19 protein-coding genes and 1 riboswitch are annotated in these 17251 nt (G+C 63.5%); of the genes, 5 read left to right on the plus strand and 14 right to left on the minus strand.

Annotated elements, in window-relative coordinates:
- Positions 1 to 97: 97 nt before the first annotated feature.
- Entirely contained in the window at positions 98 to 262 is a 165-nt protein-coding gene (locus FJ930_RS20870) for a DUF3309 family protein (protein WP_140741709.1), read from the minus strand.
- A gap of 424 nt (positions 263 to 686) precedes the next feature.
- On the minus strand, positions 687 to 1367 hold the full coding sequence (locus tag FJ930_RS20875) for an isoprenylcysteine carboxylmethyltransferase family protein (protein WP_246676969.1): 681 nt from the start codon (positions 1365 to 1367) through the stop codon (positions 687 to 689).
- A 252-nt stretch (positions 1368 to 1619) separates the two neighbouring features.
- Here FJ930_RS20875 and FJ930_RS20880 point away from each other — a divergent pair, with 252 nt between their 5' ends.
- The gene (locus FJ930_RS20880) at positions 1620 to 5084 is read left to right on the plus strand and encodes a tetratricopeptide repeat protein (protein WP_141839932.1); all 3465 of its coding nucleotides are present in this window, start codon (positions 1620 to 1622) and stop codon (positions 5082 to 5084) included.
- Positions 5085 to 5113: 29 nt separating this feature from the next.
- Positions 5114 to 5614, plus strand: a complete 501-nt coding sequence (locus tag FJ930_RS20885) for a hypothetical protein (protein ID WP_181763435.1) — start codon at positions 5114 to 5116, stop codon at positions 5612 to 5614.
- A gap of 44 nt (positions 5615 to 5658) precedes the next feature.
- On the opposite strand, the gene FJ930_RS20890 is transcribed toward FJ930_RS20885, so the two are convergent.
- The 4 genes from FJ930_RS20890 to FJ930_RS20905 all read right to left on the minus strand — a co-directional run bounded on the left by FJ930_RS20890 (position 5659) and on the right by FJ930_RS20905 (position 9179).
- Positions 5659 to 6684 carry an ABC transporter substrate-binding protein gene (locus tag FJ930_RS20890; protein ID WP_141839933.1) on the minus strand — a complete coding sequence of 342 codons (1026 nt, stop codon included), beginning with the start codon at positions 6682 to 6684 and terminating at the stop codon, positions 5659 to 5661.
- A 27-nt stretch (positions 6685 to 6711) separates the two neighbouring features.
- A complete protein-coding gene (locus tag FJ930_RS20895) occupies positions 6712 to 7476 on the minus strand; it encodes an ABC transporter ATP-binding protein (RefSeq protein WP_141839934.1) in 765 nt (254 codons plus the stop codon).
- Entirely contained in the window at positions 7473 to 8216 is a 744-nt protein-coding gene (locus FJ930_RS20900) for an ABC transporter permease (RefSeq protein ID WP_246676974.1), read from the minus strand. The genes FJ930_RS20895 and FJ930_RS20900 overlap by 4 nt, the downstream gene beginning before the upstream one ends.
- A 354-nt stretch (positions 8217 to 8570) precedes the next feature.
- Positions 8571 to 9179: a YkoF family thiamine/hydroxymethylpyrimidine-binding protein gene (locus tag FJ930_RS20905; RefSeq protein WP_141839935.1), complete on the minus strand. Its 609-nt coding sequence runs from the start codon at positions 9177 to 9179 to the stop codon at positions 8571 to 8573.
- Positions 9170 to 9283: riboswitch (TPP riboswitch) on the minus strand. It overlaps the preceding gene by 10 nt.
- On the opposite strand from FJ930_RS20905, the gene FJ930_RS30535 reads away from it, so the two are divergent.
- Positions 9278 to 9769 (plus strand): hypothetical protein, encoded by a 492-nt coding sequence (locus FJ930_RS30535; RefSeq protein ID WP_246676970.1) that lies wholly within the window; start codon positions 9278 to 9280, stop codon positions 9767 to 9769. Its footprint overlaps the riboswitch before it by 6 nt.
- Positions 9770 to 9939: 170 nt before the next feature.
- On the opposite strand, the gene msrA is transcribed toward FJ930_RS30535, so the two are convergent.
- Together msrA and FJ930_RS20920 are read right to left on the minus strand one after the other, a co-directional pair.
- Positions 9940 to 10458, minus strand: coding sequence for a peptide-methionine (S)-S-oxide reductase MsrA (gene msrA, locus FJ930_RS20915; RefSeq protein ID WP_140741695.1), 519 nt, complete (start codon positions 10456 to 10458; stop codon positions 9940 to 9942).
- A 160-nt stretch (positions 10459 to 10618) separates the two neighbouring features.
- Complete coding sequence (locus FJ930_RS20920; protein ID WP_141839936.1) at positions 10619 to 12133, minus strand: glycosyltransferase family 39 protein; 1515 nt, start codon at positions 12131 to 12133, stop codon at positions 10619 to 10621.
- A 196-nt stretch (positions 12134 to 12329) separates the two neighbouring features.
- Between FJ930_RS20920 and FJ930_RS20925 the strand changes: the two genes are divergently transcribed.
- The gene (locus FJ930_RS20925) at positions 12330 to 13037 is read left to right on the plus strand and encodes a hypothetical protein (RefSeq protein WP_141839937.1); all 708 of its coding nucleotides are present in this window, start codon (positions 12330 to 12332) and stop codon (positions 13035 to 13037) included.
- 165 nt (positions 13038 to 13202) lie between these two features.
- Here FJ930_RS20925 and FJ930_RS20930 read toward each other — a convergent pair whose 3' ends face one another.
- From FJ930_RS20930 to FJ930_RS20950, 5 genes are all read right to left on the minus strand, one after another.
- Positions 13203 to 13673: a GNAT family N-acetyltransferase gene (locus tag FJ930_RS20930; RefSeq protein ID WP_141839938.1), complete on the minus strand. Its 471-nt coding sequence runs from the start codon at positions 13671 to 13673 to the stop codon at positions 13203 to 13205.
- A 170-nt stretch (positions 13674 to 13843) separates the two neighbouring features.
- Positions 13844 to 14110 (minus strand): hypothetical protein, encoded by a 267-nt coding sequence (locus tag FJ930_RS30145; protein ID WP_246676971.1) that lies wholly within the window; start codon positions 14108 to 14110, stop codon positions 13844 to 13846.
- On the minus strand, positions 14055 to 14441 hold the full coding sequence (locus FJ930_RS20940) for a hypothetical protein (protein WP_141839940.1): 387 nt from the start codon (positions 14439 to 14441) through the stop codon (positions 14055 to 14057). The genes FJ930_RS30145 and FJ930_RS20940 overlap by 56 nt, the downstream gene beginning before the upstream one ends.
- Positions 14434 to 14817, minus strand: a complete 384-nt coding sequence (locus FJ930_RS20945) for a hypothetical protein (protein WP_141839941.1) — start codon at positions 14815 to 14817, stop codon at positions 14434 to 14436. The genes FJ930_RS20940 and FJ930_RS20945 overlap by 8 nt, the downstream gene beginning before the upstream one ends.
- A 498-nt stretch (positions 14818 to 15315) precedes the next feature.
- The gene (locus tag FJ930_RS20950) at positions 15316 to 15684 is read right to left on the minus strand and encodes a phospholipid-binding protein (RefSeq protein ID WP_141839942.1); all 369 of its coding nucleotides are present in this window, start codon (positions 15682 to 15684) and stop codon (positions 15316 to 15318) included.
- Between the two features lie 189 nt (positions 15685 to 15873).
- On the opposite strand from FJ930_RS20950, the gene FJ930_RS20955 reads away from it, so the two are divergent.
- Positions 15874 to 16179 (plus strand): hypothetical protein, encoded by a 306-nt coding sequence (locus tag FJ930_RS20955; protein ID WP_140613187.1) that lies wholly within the window; start codon positions 15874 to 15876, stop codon positions 16177 to 16179.
- Between the two features lie 46 nt (positions 16180 to 16225).
- Here FJ930_RS20955 and FJ930_RS20960 read toward each other — a convergent pair whose 3' ends face one another.
- Positions 16226 to 16654: a DoxX family protein gene (locus FJ930_RS20960; RefSeq protein WP_141839943.1), complete on the minus strand. Its 429-nt coding sequence runs from the start codon at positions 16652 to 16654 to the stop codon at positions 16226 to 16228.
- Between the last annotated feature and the right edge of the window lie 597 nt (positions 16655 to 17251).

Below are 17251 nucleotides of genomic sequence, written 5' to 3' on the forward strand. Positions count from 1 at the left end.
CGTGACACAGGATCACAAGCCGGCTTTTTTCATCACAATCCGGTGCGCAACGATATCAATACGATCACGAAATCGCGATCACCCACGGATCGCGCCCTTAGATGCGTCCGAGCACGACAAGGATGATGATGATCAGCAGCAAAAGCCCGAGTCCACCGCCGCCATAATAGCCGGTTCCGTAGAACGGCCCGCCACCGAGCCCGCTGAAGCCGCCAAGTAACGCAATGACTAGAAGGATGATGAGTATGGTGCCTAAGCTCATGATTCCCGCTCCTGTGTGCGCTCATGCGCCGGTTAGACATCGCTTGCTGCGATGTTCGAAGATGAGAACGCTCGAGCGGCCTTACCGTTCCGCCCCGCGAGGCATCGCCAAGCAAGAAGGGTTCGTCGGCAAATGGCTAGCTCCACCCTCTTGGCGCTGTGATAGGCTGCGGATCGAAGGCGAGGAGCGATCATTCGGGGCGACCTGAGAAGACCCAATGACGCGGAAAGGCCGCCTGGAGCGGCGGGCTTTCCGACCGGCCGGAGGCCAGGAGAGTGCGCTTGAAAGCTCGGGCCGACGGCTTCGCGGCGCGGATAGCGCCAAAATCGCGTGTCGGTCGCTGGAAGGCGACCAATCGATCCATTTCGAGCATGGCGGGGAAGCGCTGTTGGCCAATCCGACCCAACCAGGTCGGCTAACCCCTTCAGAATATCCGGTAGAACAGCCTGTAGCGTACACGTTCCATATAGGCGCGATACTCCGGCTCGGCGACCAGCAGGGCCTCCTCGCGCAGGATTCGATACAGCTGCATGTAGGTGATGACCGCATAGACCGCGAGATTGTGGAAGGAAAAGGCCGACAGCAGGTAGAGCACGTGTCCGGCAAGGTAGCCGGCATAGATCGGGTGCCGCACAAGCCTGTAGGCGCCGCCCGTCATCACGCCGCGATTGGCAGGCAGGATGGCAAAGGAGCGGCCCAGCGATATCTTGCCCCAGATGACAAACAACAACGCGATCAACTGCAGCGGTGCAGCGATGTAGACCGGAACAAGCGCGATGCCAGGTTTGAGGCTGATCAACGCTACTCCAAAACTTGCGGTTACGGAGACGATGACCGCAAGCGGATTCCAGTCACGCGTCACCGGACGCCGCGACAAAAGCAGCCAGGTGAAGGTGAGTATCTCGGAAATCGCAACCAGCGCGGTGTTGAGCCGGGTCGGATCCTCCAGGAGTTGATGGACGCCGCGGAAGACAAACAGTCCCGCGCAGGCCAGGGCACAGGTGCGAAAGAAGCCTTCGCGCAGGTCGGTCAGGATCTCGCGCTTGCGCGCCTCGGACAAAACCCCGTCCCGGTTGGCACGCGAGAGCGCTTCACTTTTTGACATAAGCAAGGCAAACACCCCGATGATCCCTCGGGGCGACCTTTGCACGCAACCATTGCCGGGCGGTTAACCGACAAGATCAGATCGGCATTAAACGGGTCGCAATGCCCTCGACCAGCAAGCGAGCTGCGGGAACCACAATGCAAATTGTGTCCGCCATGTTGCAATTTATGCTTGCATTGCGGAACAAATAAAGAACAATAGGCGGATTACCGCTGAAGCGGACCAAGGGGTTTTCGGGGGAGGACCAGCGAAATGGCGAGTTGGAAGGGCGCGGGGCTAGCCGCCGCCGCTATCATATCATTCGTGCAGGCGAAGACCTCCTCAAACCGGCGGCAGTTGGCTGGGCTTGCGGTCATCCTTGCGCTGAACGCACCGGCCCTCGCGTCAGAGAAGGACTATGCAACCTGCATTGGCGAGAGTGTCGAGCCGGACAAGCGCATAACCGCCTGCACGGCGATTGCGGAGGACACCGCGGAGCCGCCGAGCATCCGCGCCACCGCATACATCTATCGGGCCGTCGCCCGGGACGACAAGCAGGATTACGATCGGTCGATCGCCGATTACAGCGAGGCGATTGCGCTCGATAACAAGCAGGCTTCGGCATACTTCAACCGCGGAGCCGATTGGTACAACAAGGGAGACAACGACCGCGCCATCGCGGATTTCAACATTGCCATCAGCCTGGAGCCGTCGGCCAGCGATGCCTATTCCAGCCGTGGCGCCGCTTTCCTGCGCAAAGGCAGCACCGATGCCGCCATTCTCGATTTCCAACAGGCGATCGAGGCCGATCCACGGAACGGCAAGGCCCATGCCGGCCTCGGCACCGCCTGGGACAGGAAGGGTGATCTGACACGCGCCATAGCAGAATATGACGAGGCGATCCGCATCGATCCGAAGGACGCCGACGCCTTTTTCGGCCGCAGCCGCGCCAGGATGCTCAAGGGAGACGGTGCCGGTTCGGCGGCCGATTGCCGGCGCGCCATCGAGCTCGACCCGAAGCGTGGGGGAAGCTGTGGCGAGCAGGATGCGGGAGCCGATGGCAAACCGCCCACGCCGGCGGATACGCATAAACCGCGAGCCATTGTTCCTGATTTAGGGGCCACGCAAGACACGCTTGCCGCTAGGGCCTTGGCGGCGTCCGACCCGCGCGCGCTGGAAGCGACCCTTGGCGGCGATGCCTTTCTGGACATGGGCAAGTACGATCAGGCGATAGGCGCCTACAACCAGGCGATCTCGCTCGACCCAAACAACCGGTTCGCCTATTTTGGCCGTGGCAAGGCCTGGGCTGCCAAACGCGCTTATCAGCAGGCCATCGCCGACTACGACAGGGTTATCGAACTCGCCCCCAATTTTGCAGCGGCGCTTTTTCGCCGGGGCCTTGCAAAGGTCACGTTTGGCGACATCGATGGCGCTCTCGCCGATTGCGATCGCGCCGCCACGCTCGATCCACAGGCTCGCGACGCATTTTACTGCAAGGGCATGGCTTGGCATGCCAAAGGCGAAGCGGGAACCGCAATCACTGCCTATTCGGTGGCGATCCGGATCGATCCGAAGGATGACGCCAGCTATTACGGACGTGGCATGGCGTGGGCCGACCAGAAAGATTACGAAGGCGCCATCGCCGATTTCGACCAGGCACTCAAGCTCGATCCGGACAATGGCGACTACGCCGTAAGCCGCAAGGCGGCGGTGGCGTCACGGGAAGAACAGGCTGCCGAGCCCGCCGGCGGCACAGCCGAACCTGCCGATGTCGCTGACGTCATCAGGAATGCCGACCGGCTGACCAAAGAGCGCAACTATGATCGGGCGATCGCCGAATACGGCCGGGCCATCAAGCTCGATCCGGACAATTTGGTCGCCCATTACCGTCGCGGCGTCGCGCTGGCCAGCAAGGGCGACTATGACGGTGCCATCGCCGAGCATACACGGGCGCTCGCACTCAACCCGCAATATGGTGATGCGTATTTCAGCCGCGGCTGGGCCTGGAGTCGCAAGCACGACCCCAACCACGCCATTGCGGACTACAGCAAGGGTCTTCAATTCGATCCAACGAACGCCGCCGGTTTCTCGAGCCGCGCCGGAATGTGGATAGCCAAAGGCGACTACGACCGCGCGATTGCCGACCTCAATGTTGCGATCGCCATCGATCCGACGCTACCCGACGCGCACTTTGCCCGCGGCCTGGCCTGGGGAGACAAAGGCGATTTCGACCAGGCTCTCAGGGATTACAATCGGGCGGTTGAACTCAATCCCAAGGATCCCGAATTGCTGGCCGTGCGCGCCGCGGCGTTGTCGCTCAAAGGCGAAAAAGATCGCGCGATAGAGGGCTACACCCAAGCCCTAGCAATCAAGCCGCAGGATGTGACATCGTACGTTTCCAGGGGTATGCTCTGGGCCGACAAAAAAGACTACGACCGCGCAATTGCCGATTTCGACAAGGCGCTAAGCCTGCGGCCCGGCGATGCCGATGCCCGCAAGGGGCGCGATGCGGCGGTCGCGGCAAACGGACAAAGCGTAGAGGTCGACGAGAAGTCCGCCCCAGATCCGCGTGCGGTCTTGGCACTGTTGGAGAGCGGCGACGCCTTCTACAAGAAGCGCAAATACGCTCGCGCCATCACCGAATACAGCCGTGCCGTGGCGCTCGCACCAAAGGAGGCGTCGACCTATTCGGCGCGCGCCCTGGCACGTTTGCAGAACGGCGAATATGACGGCGCATTGGCGGACTTCAGTCAGGCGCTCCAGCTCGATCCCGACTATGCTGAAGCTTACAACGGTCGCGCCCTTACTCTGGTGAAGAAGCGGGAGCCGGAAAAAGCCATCGCCGATCTTGACCGTGCGATCGCGATGAAACCGGACCATGCGCCGTATTATTTCGGACGCGGCAGCGCCTGGTACTACATAGGCGATTTCGACCGCGCCGTTGCCGATTTGGACCGGGCGATTGAGCTCGATCCCAAATACGACATTGCTCGTCAGAGTCGAAAACTGGCGTTGGCGGCAAGGGAGAAAGCGTCTCGCTCGAAAAAGCCTGGCAAGCTCGCCAACGGGGCCGCCAAAGAGACGCACGATCAAGACAGCGCCCCACAAACCGACAATCAGGCAAGCGCCCTGTCGTTCTTCAAAAAGGGCCGCGCGCTGCATGAGAAGGGGGACTATGACGGCGCGATTACCGAATTCGACCAGGCGATTGCCCTCGCCCCAACATTCCGTGACGCCTATTCCGGCCGCGCCCTGGCCCGATATGCCAAGCACGACTACGATCGCTCCATCGACGACTACAATCAGGCAATCGCCCTCGATCCAAACAACGCCGCGACACGCTACGGCCGCGCTCAGAGCTTCACCATGAAGCAAGACTACGAACGGGCTCTTGCGGATTTCGACAAGGCCATCAGCCTCGCCCCTACCGAAGCGAACATCTATGCCGATCGCGGCCTCGTTCGAATGGGCCAGCGCGACGACGCCGGCGCCTACGGCGACTTCCAAAAGGCTCTCAGCCTCGATCCCAACAACCTCTACGGCTACTTTGGCCGAGGCGTCATCCGAAACAGCCGGGGAGACTATGAAGGCGCCATTGCCGACCTAAGCAAAGGCATCAAGCTCAATCCGAACTTCGACGGGCTCTATGAGATGCGAAGCCGGGCATGGGAAGCCAAGGGCAACCACAAACGAGCCAAGGCCGACCGCAAGAAGGCGCTGAGCCTCGGGGCGAAGTGAACAAGGTTGGGAGGCCGGCGGATGTCGCGGTGGAAATGATTGCAAGTGGCGGCGGTCGCCGATCTGAGGCAAAGATATACACCGCTCCTGACTTCAGCGCCGGACAGCGAGGTCTCGCAAGCGCTTTCCGCGCAGCTCGACATGCTCAATCATGTCATGGCACGAGAAACGCCTGCCACGTGCAACAATTACCTGCGCAATGGGCCGGACGCGATCAGCGCGCGCCCAGCCACGATTTCCTGGCTCACCTGGACAAGATCGGTGCCACGCTGTTCAACGCCTTCGGCGCAGCCAAAAGAAGCGGTTTGCCGGCGGCCGTGCCCAGCGATCAGGACTGGTCGCTGGTCGCCGACGCCTTCATCAGAAGCGGCGGAACGCCGGTCGAGATGGACGCCATCGCGAACGTAGACCAGGACTTTGAGGGTCTCTGCCCCGCCGTCGCGAAATTTTACGCCGCCGCCCTGTCGCTGCAAGGCGAGCCTGGGTGGCACATCAAAACCGCCCTGCTCTACGCCATCGTGAAGGATTAGGCGCGGCGGCTGACGTGCCTTGACCAGACGCCGCGTTCCTTCGCTCAGGCGCCCACAAACTCGTCGGTGAAATACCCCTCGAAATCCGGCTTTTTCTTCAACGCCTTGCCATTGCCATCGAGCAGTATTCCCGACGAGAACAAATATCCGCCCATCGCCTCGACCTTGGCCTTGTCGATGGTGCCGATAGCGCCGGCGGCACTCTTCAGGAAATGACCGTCGTTCAGCGCCTTCAGCGAGGCGTGAATCAAAGCCGGATTGGTGAGCGTATCCTTGTTCGCGGCAATCAAGAGGTCGCCGGCCTCCTGCGGCTGGTCGACGGCGAACTCGTAGCCGCGCCGTGTCGCCTGCACGAAGGCGGCGGCCGCCTTTGGATTAGCCGACAGAAACGCATTGCTGGAAGCGATGAAGGTGGTGTGCTCGTCCGGCACGCCGTAGTCGGCATAGCGGAAGCTGCGCTGCTTCAGGCCCTTGAGCCCGGCCTCCACGCCTTCCCAGGTCGAGACTTCCAGCGTGAAATCCACGGCGCTGCTCGCCAGCGCATCATAAGCCGAGGTGCCGAGCGTCACCGTCTTGAAATCGCCCTTGCCGCCGTCATGGCGGATGATGGTCGAGATCAGCGCGTTCTCCCAGGCGCTGCCGAAACCGCCATAGGTCAGGCCGTCAAGATCCTTCGGGCTTTTGATCGCGGCGCGGTCGGCGTTGAAGACGACGCGGCCGGTCTCCGACTGGACGACGGCATAGACCGCCTTGAGATCCGCGCCCGCGCTCTTCTGCGTGAACAGGCCGAGCGCGCCGGAAATTCCGAAATCGGCGACGCGGTTGGCGACCAGCGTGCCCGAGCCGGTATCGCCATAGGGCAGGATTTCGACATCGAGCCCGGCATCGCGGTAGAAACCCTTGTCGCGAGCGACGAACAGGCCGATGTGGTTGGTGTTGACAGTCCAGTCGAGCGCGACGGTGATTTTTTGCGCTTCCGCCCTGGCGCGCGCGGCCCCGGCGAGCGGAGCCAGCGGCAGGCCGGCGGCCAAAGCCAGGAGCAGCGCCTGGCGGCGGTTGAGTTCAGTCATTTTTCTCTCCATCAAACAATCGGGCCATCAAACGATCGGGAATTCGGTTCGGCCTGCCCCAAGCAGCGTGTCGAGGATGCTGGCCTCGATTGCCGCCGCCTCGCGGGCGAGCGCTGCACTTTCGGTGCGCGGGCGCGGTAGCGGCACGGCCACTTCGGCAACGACACGCGCGGGCCGCGCCGACAGCAAATAGATGCGGTCGGACAGAAGCACCGCCTCGCGCACGTCATGGGTGATGAGCAGCGCCGTCCAGCGGTGGCTCGCCCACATCTTCTCCAGCCAGCGCTGCATGGCCGTGCGGGTGAGCGCGTCGAGCGCGCCGAAAGGCTCGTCGAGCAGAAGCATGTCGCGCCGCTGCACCACGGTGCGCAGCAAGGCGGCGCGCTGGCGCATGCCGCCGGACAGTTCGGCCGGCCAGGCGCGCTCGAAGCCGGCAAGGCCGAACTCGGCGAACAGGGGCGCGACCCGCTCGCGCGCTGCCCGGCGCCTCACGCCCTGCACTTCCAGTCCAAGCGCGGCGTTGTCGATGACGCGCCGCCACGGCATCAGCGCGTCGCGCTGCGGCATGAAAGCGAAATGTCGGCCGTGATCGTCGAGCGGCGCGCCGTCGAAACGCATCTCGCCCTCGCCCGCAATCGCACCGGTCAGCAACTGGAGGAGCGTCGACTTGCCGGCGCCGGATGGCCCGAGGATAGAGACGAACTCGCCATCGTCCACGGTCATCGAGATGCCGGAGAGCACCTCGAGCGTGCCGAAGTTCTTGCGCACGTCGCGGAGTTCCAGCCGGGTCATGGCCGTTCCTCCTCGGTCGGCTCCGGCTTTGCATCGCGCCCAGCCCTTTCCCACGGCATGGCAAGGCGCTGAACGAGCACCGCCAGACCGAACAAGGCAAGCGTCAGCGCCGAACTGACGGCGACCGCGGCGAGCACCAGGTCGGGCCGGAAATTGTTCTTGGCGCTCAGCATGTAGATGCCCAGCCCCTTCGCCGCGCCGGCATATTCGGCGAAGATCGCGCCGACCACGGCATAGGTGATGGAAATGCGCAGGCCGGCAAAGAAATAGGGCAGCGCCGAAGGCAGGCGAGCCAGCCAGAAAATGCGCCATCGCCCCGCCCCCATGGCGGCGAGCATCTGGGCAATCTCTTTGCTGGTCGACACATAACCTTCGACCAGCGCCACCATCATCGGGAAGAAGGTGACCAGCGCGACGAGCAGAATCTTTGGCAGCAGCCCGAAGCCGAACCACAGCACCACCAGCGGCGCGATCGCCACCAGCGGCAAGGTCTGGCTGGCGATCAGGATCGGGAACAGCGCGCGGCGCAGCCTCGGCAGGAAATCGACCAGCGCCGAAAGCACGAAGGCGGCGACGACCGAGCAGGCAAAGCCGGCCAGCGTGGCGCGGATGGTGGGCAGCGTGTTGTCGGCCAGCGCTGCGCGATTTTCCCAGGCCTGCGCCAGCACGCGCGACGGCGCCGGCAGCACGGGCGCGACGCCGCCGAAGCGGGCGCAGAGTTCCCAGGCGGCAAGCAGCAGGGCGAAAGCGAGGGCCGCGGGGGCGGCCTTGGCGAGAGCTCGCGTGAAGGCTGATCTCCCCCCTTGTGGGGGAGATGGCCGGCAGGCCAGAGGGGGGCGCGAAGGATCGCCAACCTTCGAAACTTGTGCTGAAGGTGCTGAGCGTAACCACCTGATGGGTCGGCGGGACAGCGCCCCCCTCTGCCTTGCCAGGCATCTCCCCCACAAGGGGGGAGATAGGCCGTCACCGCCGCCTTCGCCAATCACCAAGGGCTTCGCTGCCCCCTGTGGGAGGCGGATGGGGGTAGGGACGCTTTCCCCAGGCGGATCAAACGAACCAACCACGACAATATCCTCGACGGCGCCAGCCGCCGCTCAACCCGCGGTCGGGCTGTTGGCCGAAATGGTGATGTCGAGGGTCACGTGGCCGGCGCCCGGACCGAAGCGGCAGAAGGCTTCGTTGAGCGTGGCGAAGATCGCGCCGGCATCGCCGCGCAGTTTGGTGCAGAAATGCTTTGAGCGTTCGAAGACGCCCGACTGCTTCAGGAAGTCGATGCAGCCATAGATCTCGTCCATGTGGTCGCCGGCGCCCATCACATAGAGCGAGAATTGGGCGGCCGCCGGCTGGTCGGTCGAAAGTGTCGACTGCACGGCGCGGATCGCGGCCAGCTTGCGCTCGTCGAGCGGGATTGTCGGGCCGCCGACCTCGTCGGAGCGGCAGATCGGGTCGTCCGGCTCGCCGGGGCAGCCGCGCGAGACGGCGGCCGACAGCACGCAATGCTTGCCGCTCCTCGCGGCCGCCACGAACAGGTCGCGCATGGCCGGGAACAGCACTTCGGGCGGCCCGACCAGCAGCGTCGCGATGTCGTCGGTCTCGATCCGCAGCCTGTCCCGGTAGGGATCGAGCGCGCCGAGCGCGCCCAGGATGACGCCGACGAAATCGTCGGCCATGGGATATAGGGAAATCTGTGCGCCTGAAAACATTGCCCGCCTCGCTCCGCTGGTATTACCCAGATCAGCTTCTAGGGTCTGTGGGCTTGCCGCCCCCGTCTCAGCCCCGACCGTACGGAGCACCCCTGTGGATGAGCGCGTTAAAGCACCATTCGATCGATTGGGGAAGCGGTTTTTTTCAGCGCGCTACGCCAAAAGCGTTGCGCCAGAGCAGTGGCAGCTGGCTGCGCCGGCGAGAAATTTTCCGGGAACCTTCACCTGGTCGAGAGATTGTCCCGCCAGTCGCTACGCGACGAGTTCAATGGAGACCAGCCATGTTCATGAAAATCCTCGCAGCTTCGGCGCTCACTGTCGCTCTTGCCAGTTCCGCGATGGCGCAAAGCAATAGCGCGAGCGGCAACGATGGCTCTGGCGGCAGCGGCAAGTCGGTCACTGTAGAACCGAGTACGCCAGCTTCGCCTGATGCGCTCGATCCGGCAATGACCAACAGCACGACCATCGCGCCGGGCGGATTCGATTCCAATGCGGACCAGAATTGCCCGACCAACCCGCAAGGTGCGCAGTCCGATGCCAATGGCAACGCCACGGCGCCGACCTTGAACGACAAGAACTGCGGCAAGTAAATCATTGCCAAAAACGGAGAAAGCCGCCGGGCGGACGCCTGGCGGCTTTCTCCGTTCGATATCGCTCCCAACGCTCCCGAAAGGGATTCGCACCGCATCAGGGATTTCGCCAGGTATCGGCCGAAGCGTCCTTCTGGACGCAACAAGGTTCGATGCTTTGTGCCGAAACGTTAGGACGCTGCCTTTTCGCGAACCGGCAGCCTCCAGCCGGGCCTGACGAAATGGCAGGTATAGCCGTTGGGATACTTCTCCAGATAGTCCTGATGCTCGGGTTCGGCCTCCCAGAAGGCACCGGCCGGCGCGACTTCGGTGACGACCTTGCCGGGCCACAGACCAGAAGCATTGACGTCGGCGATGGTGTCTTCAGCGACGCGCTTCTGCTCGTCGCTGGTATAGTAGATCGCCGAACGGTAGCTCATCCCGACATCGTTGCCCTGCCGGTTGCGCGTCGTCGGATCGTGGATCTGGAAGAAGAATTCCAGCAGCGTGCGGTAGCTGATCCTGGCCGGATCGAAATTGATCTCGATCGCCTCGGCGTGGGTACCATGATTGCGATAGGTGGCGTTCGGCACATCGCCGCCGCTGTAGCCAACCCGGGTGGAAAGGACACCCGGAAAGCGCCGGATCAGATCCTGCATGCCCCAGAAGCAGCCGCCGGCAAGTACCGCTCGTTCGCTCGAAGTCGCCATGTTTCGTCTCCCAAAAAGCAATTCCGGCTGTTTGACGGTTTCCCGTCAGGAATTGCGCAAAGAAAATTGAGTTGCCCCATAAATGGGCATTGCCGCCCGTTTCGTCCAGTCGCCTGGGAATGGGCGGCGGCCTCGGCCAGTGGGAACCGGACGACAGGCTTCAGCCGCGCGGATACCGCGTGCCGGGCGGAATGACAGCAAAGTTGATGGCTATTGGCGGCGCCCCGCGCGACCAGTTGAAAAGAACGGTCTTGACCGGGATGTTGTCCAGCCATGCCCGCAGCGGCAACGGTACGCCGCGACCCGACCAGACCATCAGCATGCCGTGGTCATGCAGCCGCTGGCTTGTGATCCAGGGCGCGAACTTCATATTCAGGTCAGTGAAGATCGAGGGCTTGTCATACGCGTTGAGGCCGGCCAGCATGGCCAGATTGGTATCGCCGCCGACAATGTCGAGCCGGCCAGGTGCCGCCGCGTGCCAGATCGCCTCCGCCTCGTCCGAGATCGGCTGCGCGGGCCAGCAGACAGCGTCCATGCGCCCCCTTATGTTGCAATCCGTCCAGCGAACGGCCGCATAGGCGCCTGACATGGTGACGATGCAGGTGAAGGCGCAGATCGCCAGCCTTCGCATCTGGACAGCGCCAAGCCGATGGCCAAGGAAAGCGAGCACCACGACGCCAATGAGATTGTACATCGGCGCGCCCCAGGATTCGCCGGTGCCGGTGAACAACGAGGCGACCATGATCAGCATCGCCGGCCCGAGCCCCATCCACACGAGATAGGCGAGCTTACCGCGCTCGACGGGCTCTTGCGGAGCTGGCGTGCGCCGCAGCAGCCCTGATATGGCCAGCACCAGGAGGAAACCGGAGAGCCCGGCCAGTTGGACACCGATATAGTAGAGGCGCGCACGGTGTTCGGTCACCCACGCGTCGCGGTCGGCGAAATAGGTCAGCGGCAAGAAATCGACGCGATAAAGCTCGACGGCCAGCGGCGCGGCCACGGCGAGAAAAACGGCAAAGCCAAGCCATGGCCAAGGCGTCGCCAATCGGCTGCGCGCGCGTGCGTCGGACAACAGCCAGAGTGCGCCGAAGGCAAGCAGCAGGCCGGTGGAGAACTTGGCATAGAGCCCGACGCCCGACACCAGTCCGAGCGCCAGCCACCAGCCCGGCCCGCCGCCGCGGCCGGCGCGCCAGAGCAGCCAGCAGATGGCCGCCCAGAACGGCATCTGCGCGTAGTCATGATTGAATTGCGGGGTTGGCCAGCCGAAGAAATAGACCGACGGCATCAGCAAGACTGCAGCCAGCGCACGGTTTCGCCCCAGCATGTCGCGGGCCAGCAGATAGACCAGGACGAAAGTCGTGGAGATCGTCAGCTGGGCAAGCAGATATTGCGGCCAGCGGAACGATCCGGTCAGAAGGTGGCTGGTCTCGAGCAGCCAGGCGGGCAGTTGCGGATGCTTATAGGTCAAAAGCACCCATTCGCGGCCCCACATGAAGCCTTCCACGACGTCGCCAGGCGGCGCGGGATCGACCAGCGATGGCACCACCGTCCAGCACAGGATCTGCGCCAGGCACAAAAGCGTCAGCAAATACCAGGGATGACGAAGCAGGCCACGCCAGACCGATGACGGGTCCAAGCCTGTGCCGGGCAGTCCTGCCGGCACCCAACGATCCATGGAGTCATCAATTCCCACCATGCGGCGCTTAAACCACATCGCCCAGTTTGCCGAACAGCCCTAACATCAAAGCTTACAAAAAAGTATAGCTGCGTGCCATTGCGACACCAAGATTGAGCAGGAATTTCGGCGTAACACCGCCTCCCCGAGCAAACAGCCCGCACACCCGATCCCCTCTGAACCTCCCGGACACTCGATGCGTCACCAGCATGCCGTCATCCACCACCGCGCGCTCGACTTCTGGCTGGCGCGTGCCGCGGTGCTTGTCATCATCTGCCTGCAGCTTCTGGTCATCAACGATCTTTCCTTCGGCCCGCGCTGGCTGGCGCCGGCCCTGGAAGCTGCCCTGCTGGTGCCCCTGTCGGTGGCCACTGCCTGGACGCAGGTCGCCACCCGGAAGGCGGTCGAGGAGGAGCACTGGTATCTGGTCGGCCGGTTTCGTGTTATGATCCGCAGGACGGCCCTGGTGATGACCGGCGTCGTCAGCATCATGAATTGCGGTTCGCTGGTGTTCCTGGTGCGCGCGCTGCTGGCGGGCCATGCCGGCTCCAGCGGCCAGACGCTGTTGGTCGACGCGCTCAACATCTGGGTCACAAATGTCATCGTCTTTGCCTTGTGGTTCTGGAGCACCGACCGCGGCGGGCCGCCGACCTGCGGCCTCGTCGCACGCGCGCATTCCGATTTCCTGTTCCCGCAAATGACCCTGAGCGACCGCGAGATCCGCGACTGGCTGCCGGGCTTCGTCGACTATTTCTTCCTGGCCTTCACCAATGCGACGGCGTTTTCGCCGACCGACACCTTGCCGCTCTCGCAACGCGCCAAGCTGCTGATGATGGCGGAGGCGACGATCTCGCTACTGACGATCGCGCTGGTCGCGGCCCGCGCCGTCAATATTCTCGCCTGATGCATCTCGCCCAAAGCTGGCCACGGCTTTGGGCGTTCAAACGCGACGCGATCCAGGTCCAGAAACACAAAATAGCCCGCCCGGCGAGCCGGAGCGGGCTATTTTGGTTGTCTTGATAGTTGGAAGAGGGAATGGCACGCTGATGGTTGGCAACCATCCACTGCCTCAATCGGCGCCCAGATCAAGTTCGAAGACCACCTGGTCGCGCAGCGGAATGCTATCTATGAGCAAGCCTTCGGGATAGCCGGTGGCCGGCCCAAAGGCGTCCTTGACTATACTGGCCATCCGAAAGCCCAGGCGCTGATAAAATCGCAGATTGCCGATATCGGCGGTTGCCGTTGACACAATCAGGTGCCTGCCGCCGCGCTCGCGGCAGTAGGTGATTGCCGCCGCGACAAGGGCCCGGCCCAGCCCTTCGCCCTGCCGCGCCTGGGTGATCGCAATGCTCTTGAGCTCGAAGGTGGCGGCATCGCCTGTATCGATGATCAGCGCATGGCCGACGATCTCGTCGCCCGCGCGAGCGACCACCACCTCGCCCTCTTCGATATAGCTTGCGACCTGCGTGGGCGAATCGTCGGCAAGGGCAAACAGCGGCAGCAACGCGTCGCGATTCCCGTCATATCGTTCGATGTGCATTCGCGGGCCTGTTCTGGATCAATGCCACTGCCAGTTCGGCAGCGTTGCGCGGGGATATAGCAGCGGCCGATCAGGAGCCACAAACGCAAAAAGGCCCGCCCCGGCGAACCGAGGCGGGCTTCAATCGACCGGGCCGTCAGGCACGGTTATCGACGCTGGCAGAACCGGGGCTATTCCTCCGGGGCTGGCCTGAATTTCCGCACGATCACCTCGAACAAAATATCAGATATCCACATGGCGCAGACGCCGATGAGAAAGGCCGCCGCCAGCGTGGTCGTGTCGTCATTGGCCAGCGGCAGGCCCGTGGCGCGGGAATACTGGACCACGGGCAGCGTCAGATACGGCTTATAGGCCGCCAGTTGGTTCGCGCGGCGACGGCGGTCAAGCTCCGCCAGCAGCGCCAGATATTCCGTCCGGGCCGAGCTCAGTTGGCTCATCGAGGAACGGCCTGACGACGGCCTCGAGGGCGCGGATGCGGTTGCGGATCTCCTCATCGCTCAGGGCATCCAGTTGGTTGATGGCGACATCGAAATCCTTGGGCAGTACGGAAAGCACGATCTTCAGATACTGGTCCGGCTTGTCGGCCCGCACCTCGGCGATGACGCCGGCGCCGTGCGCGCGGAAATCGGCCCGCACCGCGGTCAGGAAATCGTCGCCGAGCGTTTTCTTCGTCCGCTTGGGGCGGGACTTTGGGGCAGAGGCCGGGTTGGCGACGGGTTTGCGCCTTGCCTTGCGCTGTGCCGGCCTGCCGGCGACTTCATCAGCCATTGGCCTCGCCCATCGCCTTTACGGCGGTATCGCTGGCGGAGACCGCCCTGCCCGCCTTCGGCACCCGCCTTGCCGGTTTCCTCGAGCGGGCGGCTTTCTTCCTGGGCTTCCTGGGCTTTGCCGTCCCGGCAGGCTTCGTCGCCTTGGTTCGGGCCTTGAGCCCCACCAGGGTAAGGCCAGCAGGGCGCGCGCCGCTGCCCGGTTGCGGAAAGCAAAAGCCACCGGCCGCGTCCCGCACCATGCCGATCAGCACGCCGGATGCGACTTGCTCGATCCGCCACAGGCGCGCTTGCGGCGCCGCGCCCTCGAACTCGCCGATGGCGCTGACGACCTCGCGGCCGTCATCGTCGGTGATGATGGTGGCGTAACGTGGCATGAGGTCTCTCACATTTCGCGGAAGTCGCGTTCTGTCGCGCCCCCTGTTCTGCCTCCCCATCTGGGGAGTTTGCGGTTCGGGCGCGTCGCCCGATCTGGCGGCTTGGGCGATTGGCGAAAGCCGGGAGGACGGCCAATCTCCCACCTGTGGGGGAGATGCCTGGCAGGACAGAGGGGGCGCCGTAGAGCGCTGGCGCACAAGTGCAGCCGAGGTCCCAAAGCGCCAGAAACACAAAACCCGCCTCGGCGGCGGGTCATTGGCGCAAATCAGCACCATGGACAAATATGTAGCATGGCTGCCCTCAGCCGGTCAACGATTTCCTAGGAAAAAATTCACATCGCGTCGAAACGGCGTGATCCGAGACTGACATGCACGCCGCTTTTCAGCAGCCCGGGAAAAGCGCGTGGCCGGTTTCCGCCCGGATTGCGTCAAACCGGCGAGATGGCGCACGATCCCGAATGGTGGATCCGGCCCCGTCGAGGCCGTTGCACCCCAGTGTCACGGAAAACGCTTTCGCGCCTTCGCCGTGGCGAGGATCTTACCTGTGCCATCGAGCGCCCTCACCGAGATCTCGTAAGTGTGCGGTTTGGGCGGGCATGGCCCGCGATAGCTGAAGGTTCCATAGGGCAAGGTTTTCTGACCGGCGAAGGCCACCGTTCCACCGCCATGCTTGAAGTCGGGCGCGTCCAGGTCGGTCATCCTGAACGCCAGGGTCTTCGTCCCGGCGGGAACGCCCGAGAGTGTTATCGGCGGCGATTTCGGATCAAAGCACTTGGCTGTCGGCCCCCATTCGAACGTCATCGTCATGCCGGCGGCCGCGGCCGTCGTCATCGCCATGATAAAACCAAAGGCTAGAGCAAGTCGCATACAGACCTCCTGCTTCCTACCCGGCCCGCGCCAGTATAGTCTCTTTTCCCGCACAAGGCATCGCGGACACGCGGCTCCATCGCGGCGCGCCCGATGGAACGTCAGCCGCCCGATCAAGGGGCATCGCACCGTCATCCGGATCGGAATAGGCCTTCATGCGTTTGGAATCCATCGAATGGGAGCAAAACCATGAACGTCGCCAATCTGCAAATCGAAGGTCTGCTGATGGCCATCGCCGCCATCAACCACGCCCTTGTCCGAAAGGGGGTGCTGTCGGCCGAGGAGATCGACATCGCCTTGCGTAAAGCCGAAGCCAGCGAGACCAGCGAGGAACGATCCGAAGGCATGTCGTCGTCGAGCAGGGACGCCGTCAATTTTCCCATCAGGCTGCTGGAGCTGGCCAACCAGTGTCAGCCGGAGGCGGACATACCCTCCTTTTCGAAACTGGCCCGCATGGTGGGCCAGATGAAGGAGGCCTATAACGACCAGATGTGAACCCAGACCGGCCTGGGCCGCATCGGCCGGGACAGCGGTCTCGGCCTCACGCCCTGCCCGGCCATCCCAGGTTCAGCGCCAGCATCCTTCCCGGTCCGTGCACCGCCGCGAACAGCAGGCCGGCCAGGAAGGAAAAATGGTCGACGAAAAAGCCGAACTCGGCCTGGTTGCCGGCCCAGTGGCTGGGGCCGTGGAAGGCAAAGGCCAGGAACAGCACATAGGCCGCGGCGATAAGGGCCGCCTGCGAGAAGAAGGCTCCGCTGAGGAGACACAGCACCAACGCGACCTCCAGGATCGCCGCGCACCAGGCAAGCAAGAGCGGAAACGGAAAACCGGCGGCGGCGATGTAGCCCGCGGTGGCGCCCATGCCCATGAACTTGAAGGTCACCGCCATGAGGAAGACGGCGGCAAAGATCAGGCGGGCAATGAGAAGGGCCGCCGTCTGCCACGGCGATTGAGCGATTTGCGAGGGCATGGTCGTTCTCCAGTTTGGTTCGCCCACAGGACGTGCCGGCAGGCACCGATCCGACAGGCCTCGGCAAATTTTTCCCCGGCTGTCCCCGCCCCTGGCTAATCCGGCACAACTGATTCCGGTTTGCCAGCTGATGTACCCAGCGTTCAAGGGAAGGATCAAGCCTGGCCAAGGCCTTGACCATCGGCGCGCCGCGGCATGCGGCGCTGACGAAATCACGAACTTGCTCGTAACCATGATCGTGCTATCGTCAAGGCGGGGCTAATGCACGGGCATGACCGGTGCGGTGTTGGGTGGGCAAAAAAATTGGGCGCGAGCGTCAGATTGGGGACGGTGTCCCATCTGGTCCGGTCACCGGTTCTGGAGTGCAGCGGCTGCGGTGGCACCGGGCAGGTTTTCCAATGCCCGCGCTGGACGAGTTCCAACGGCCTTTGCTGCCCGGCCGGCACGCACCAGCGCGGCTGCCCTGGCGCCAGCGCACCTTGCGCCGAATGCGGCGACGCCAGCCGGCACGACGCTGACCCCGTCTGCCCCTCGGCCTGAACCGACCGCTTGCGACCGGCGCCGGGCAGGCCTTATCCGGTCCGTCCGCCGCCTTCC

Source organism: Mesorhizobium sp. B2-4-15, assembly GCF_006658505.1.
GTDB lineage: Bacteria > Pseudomonadota > Alphaproteobacteria > Rhizobiales > Rhizobiaceae > Mesorhizobium.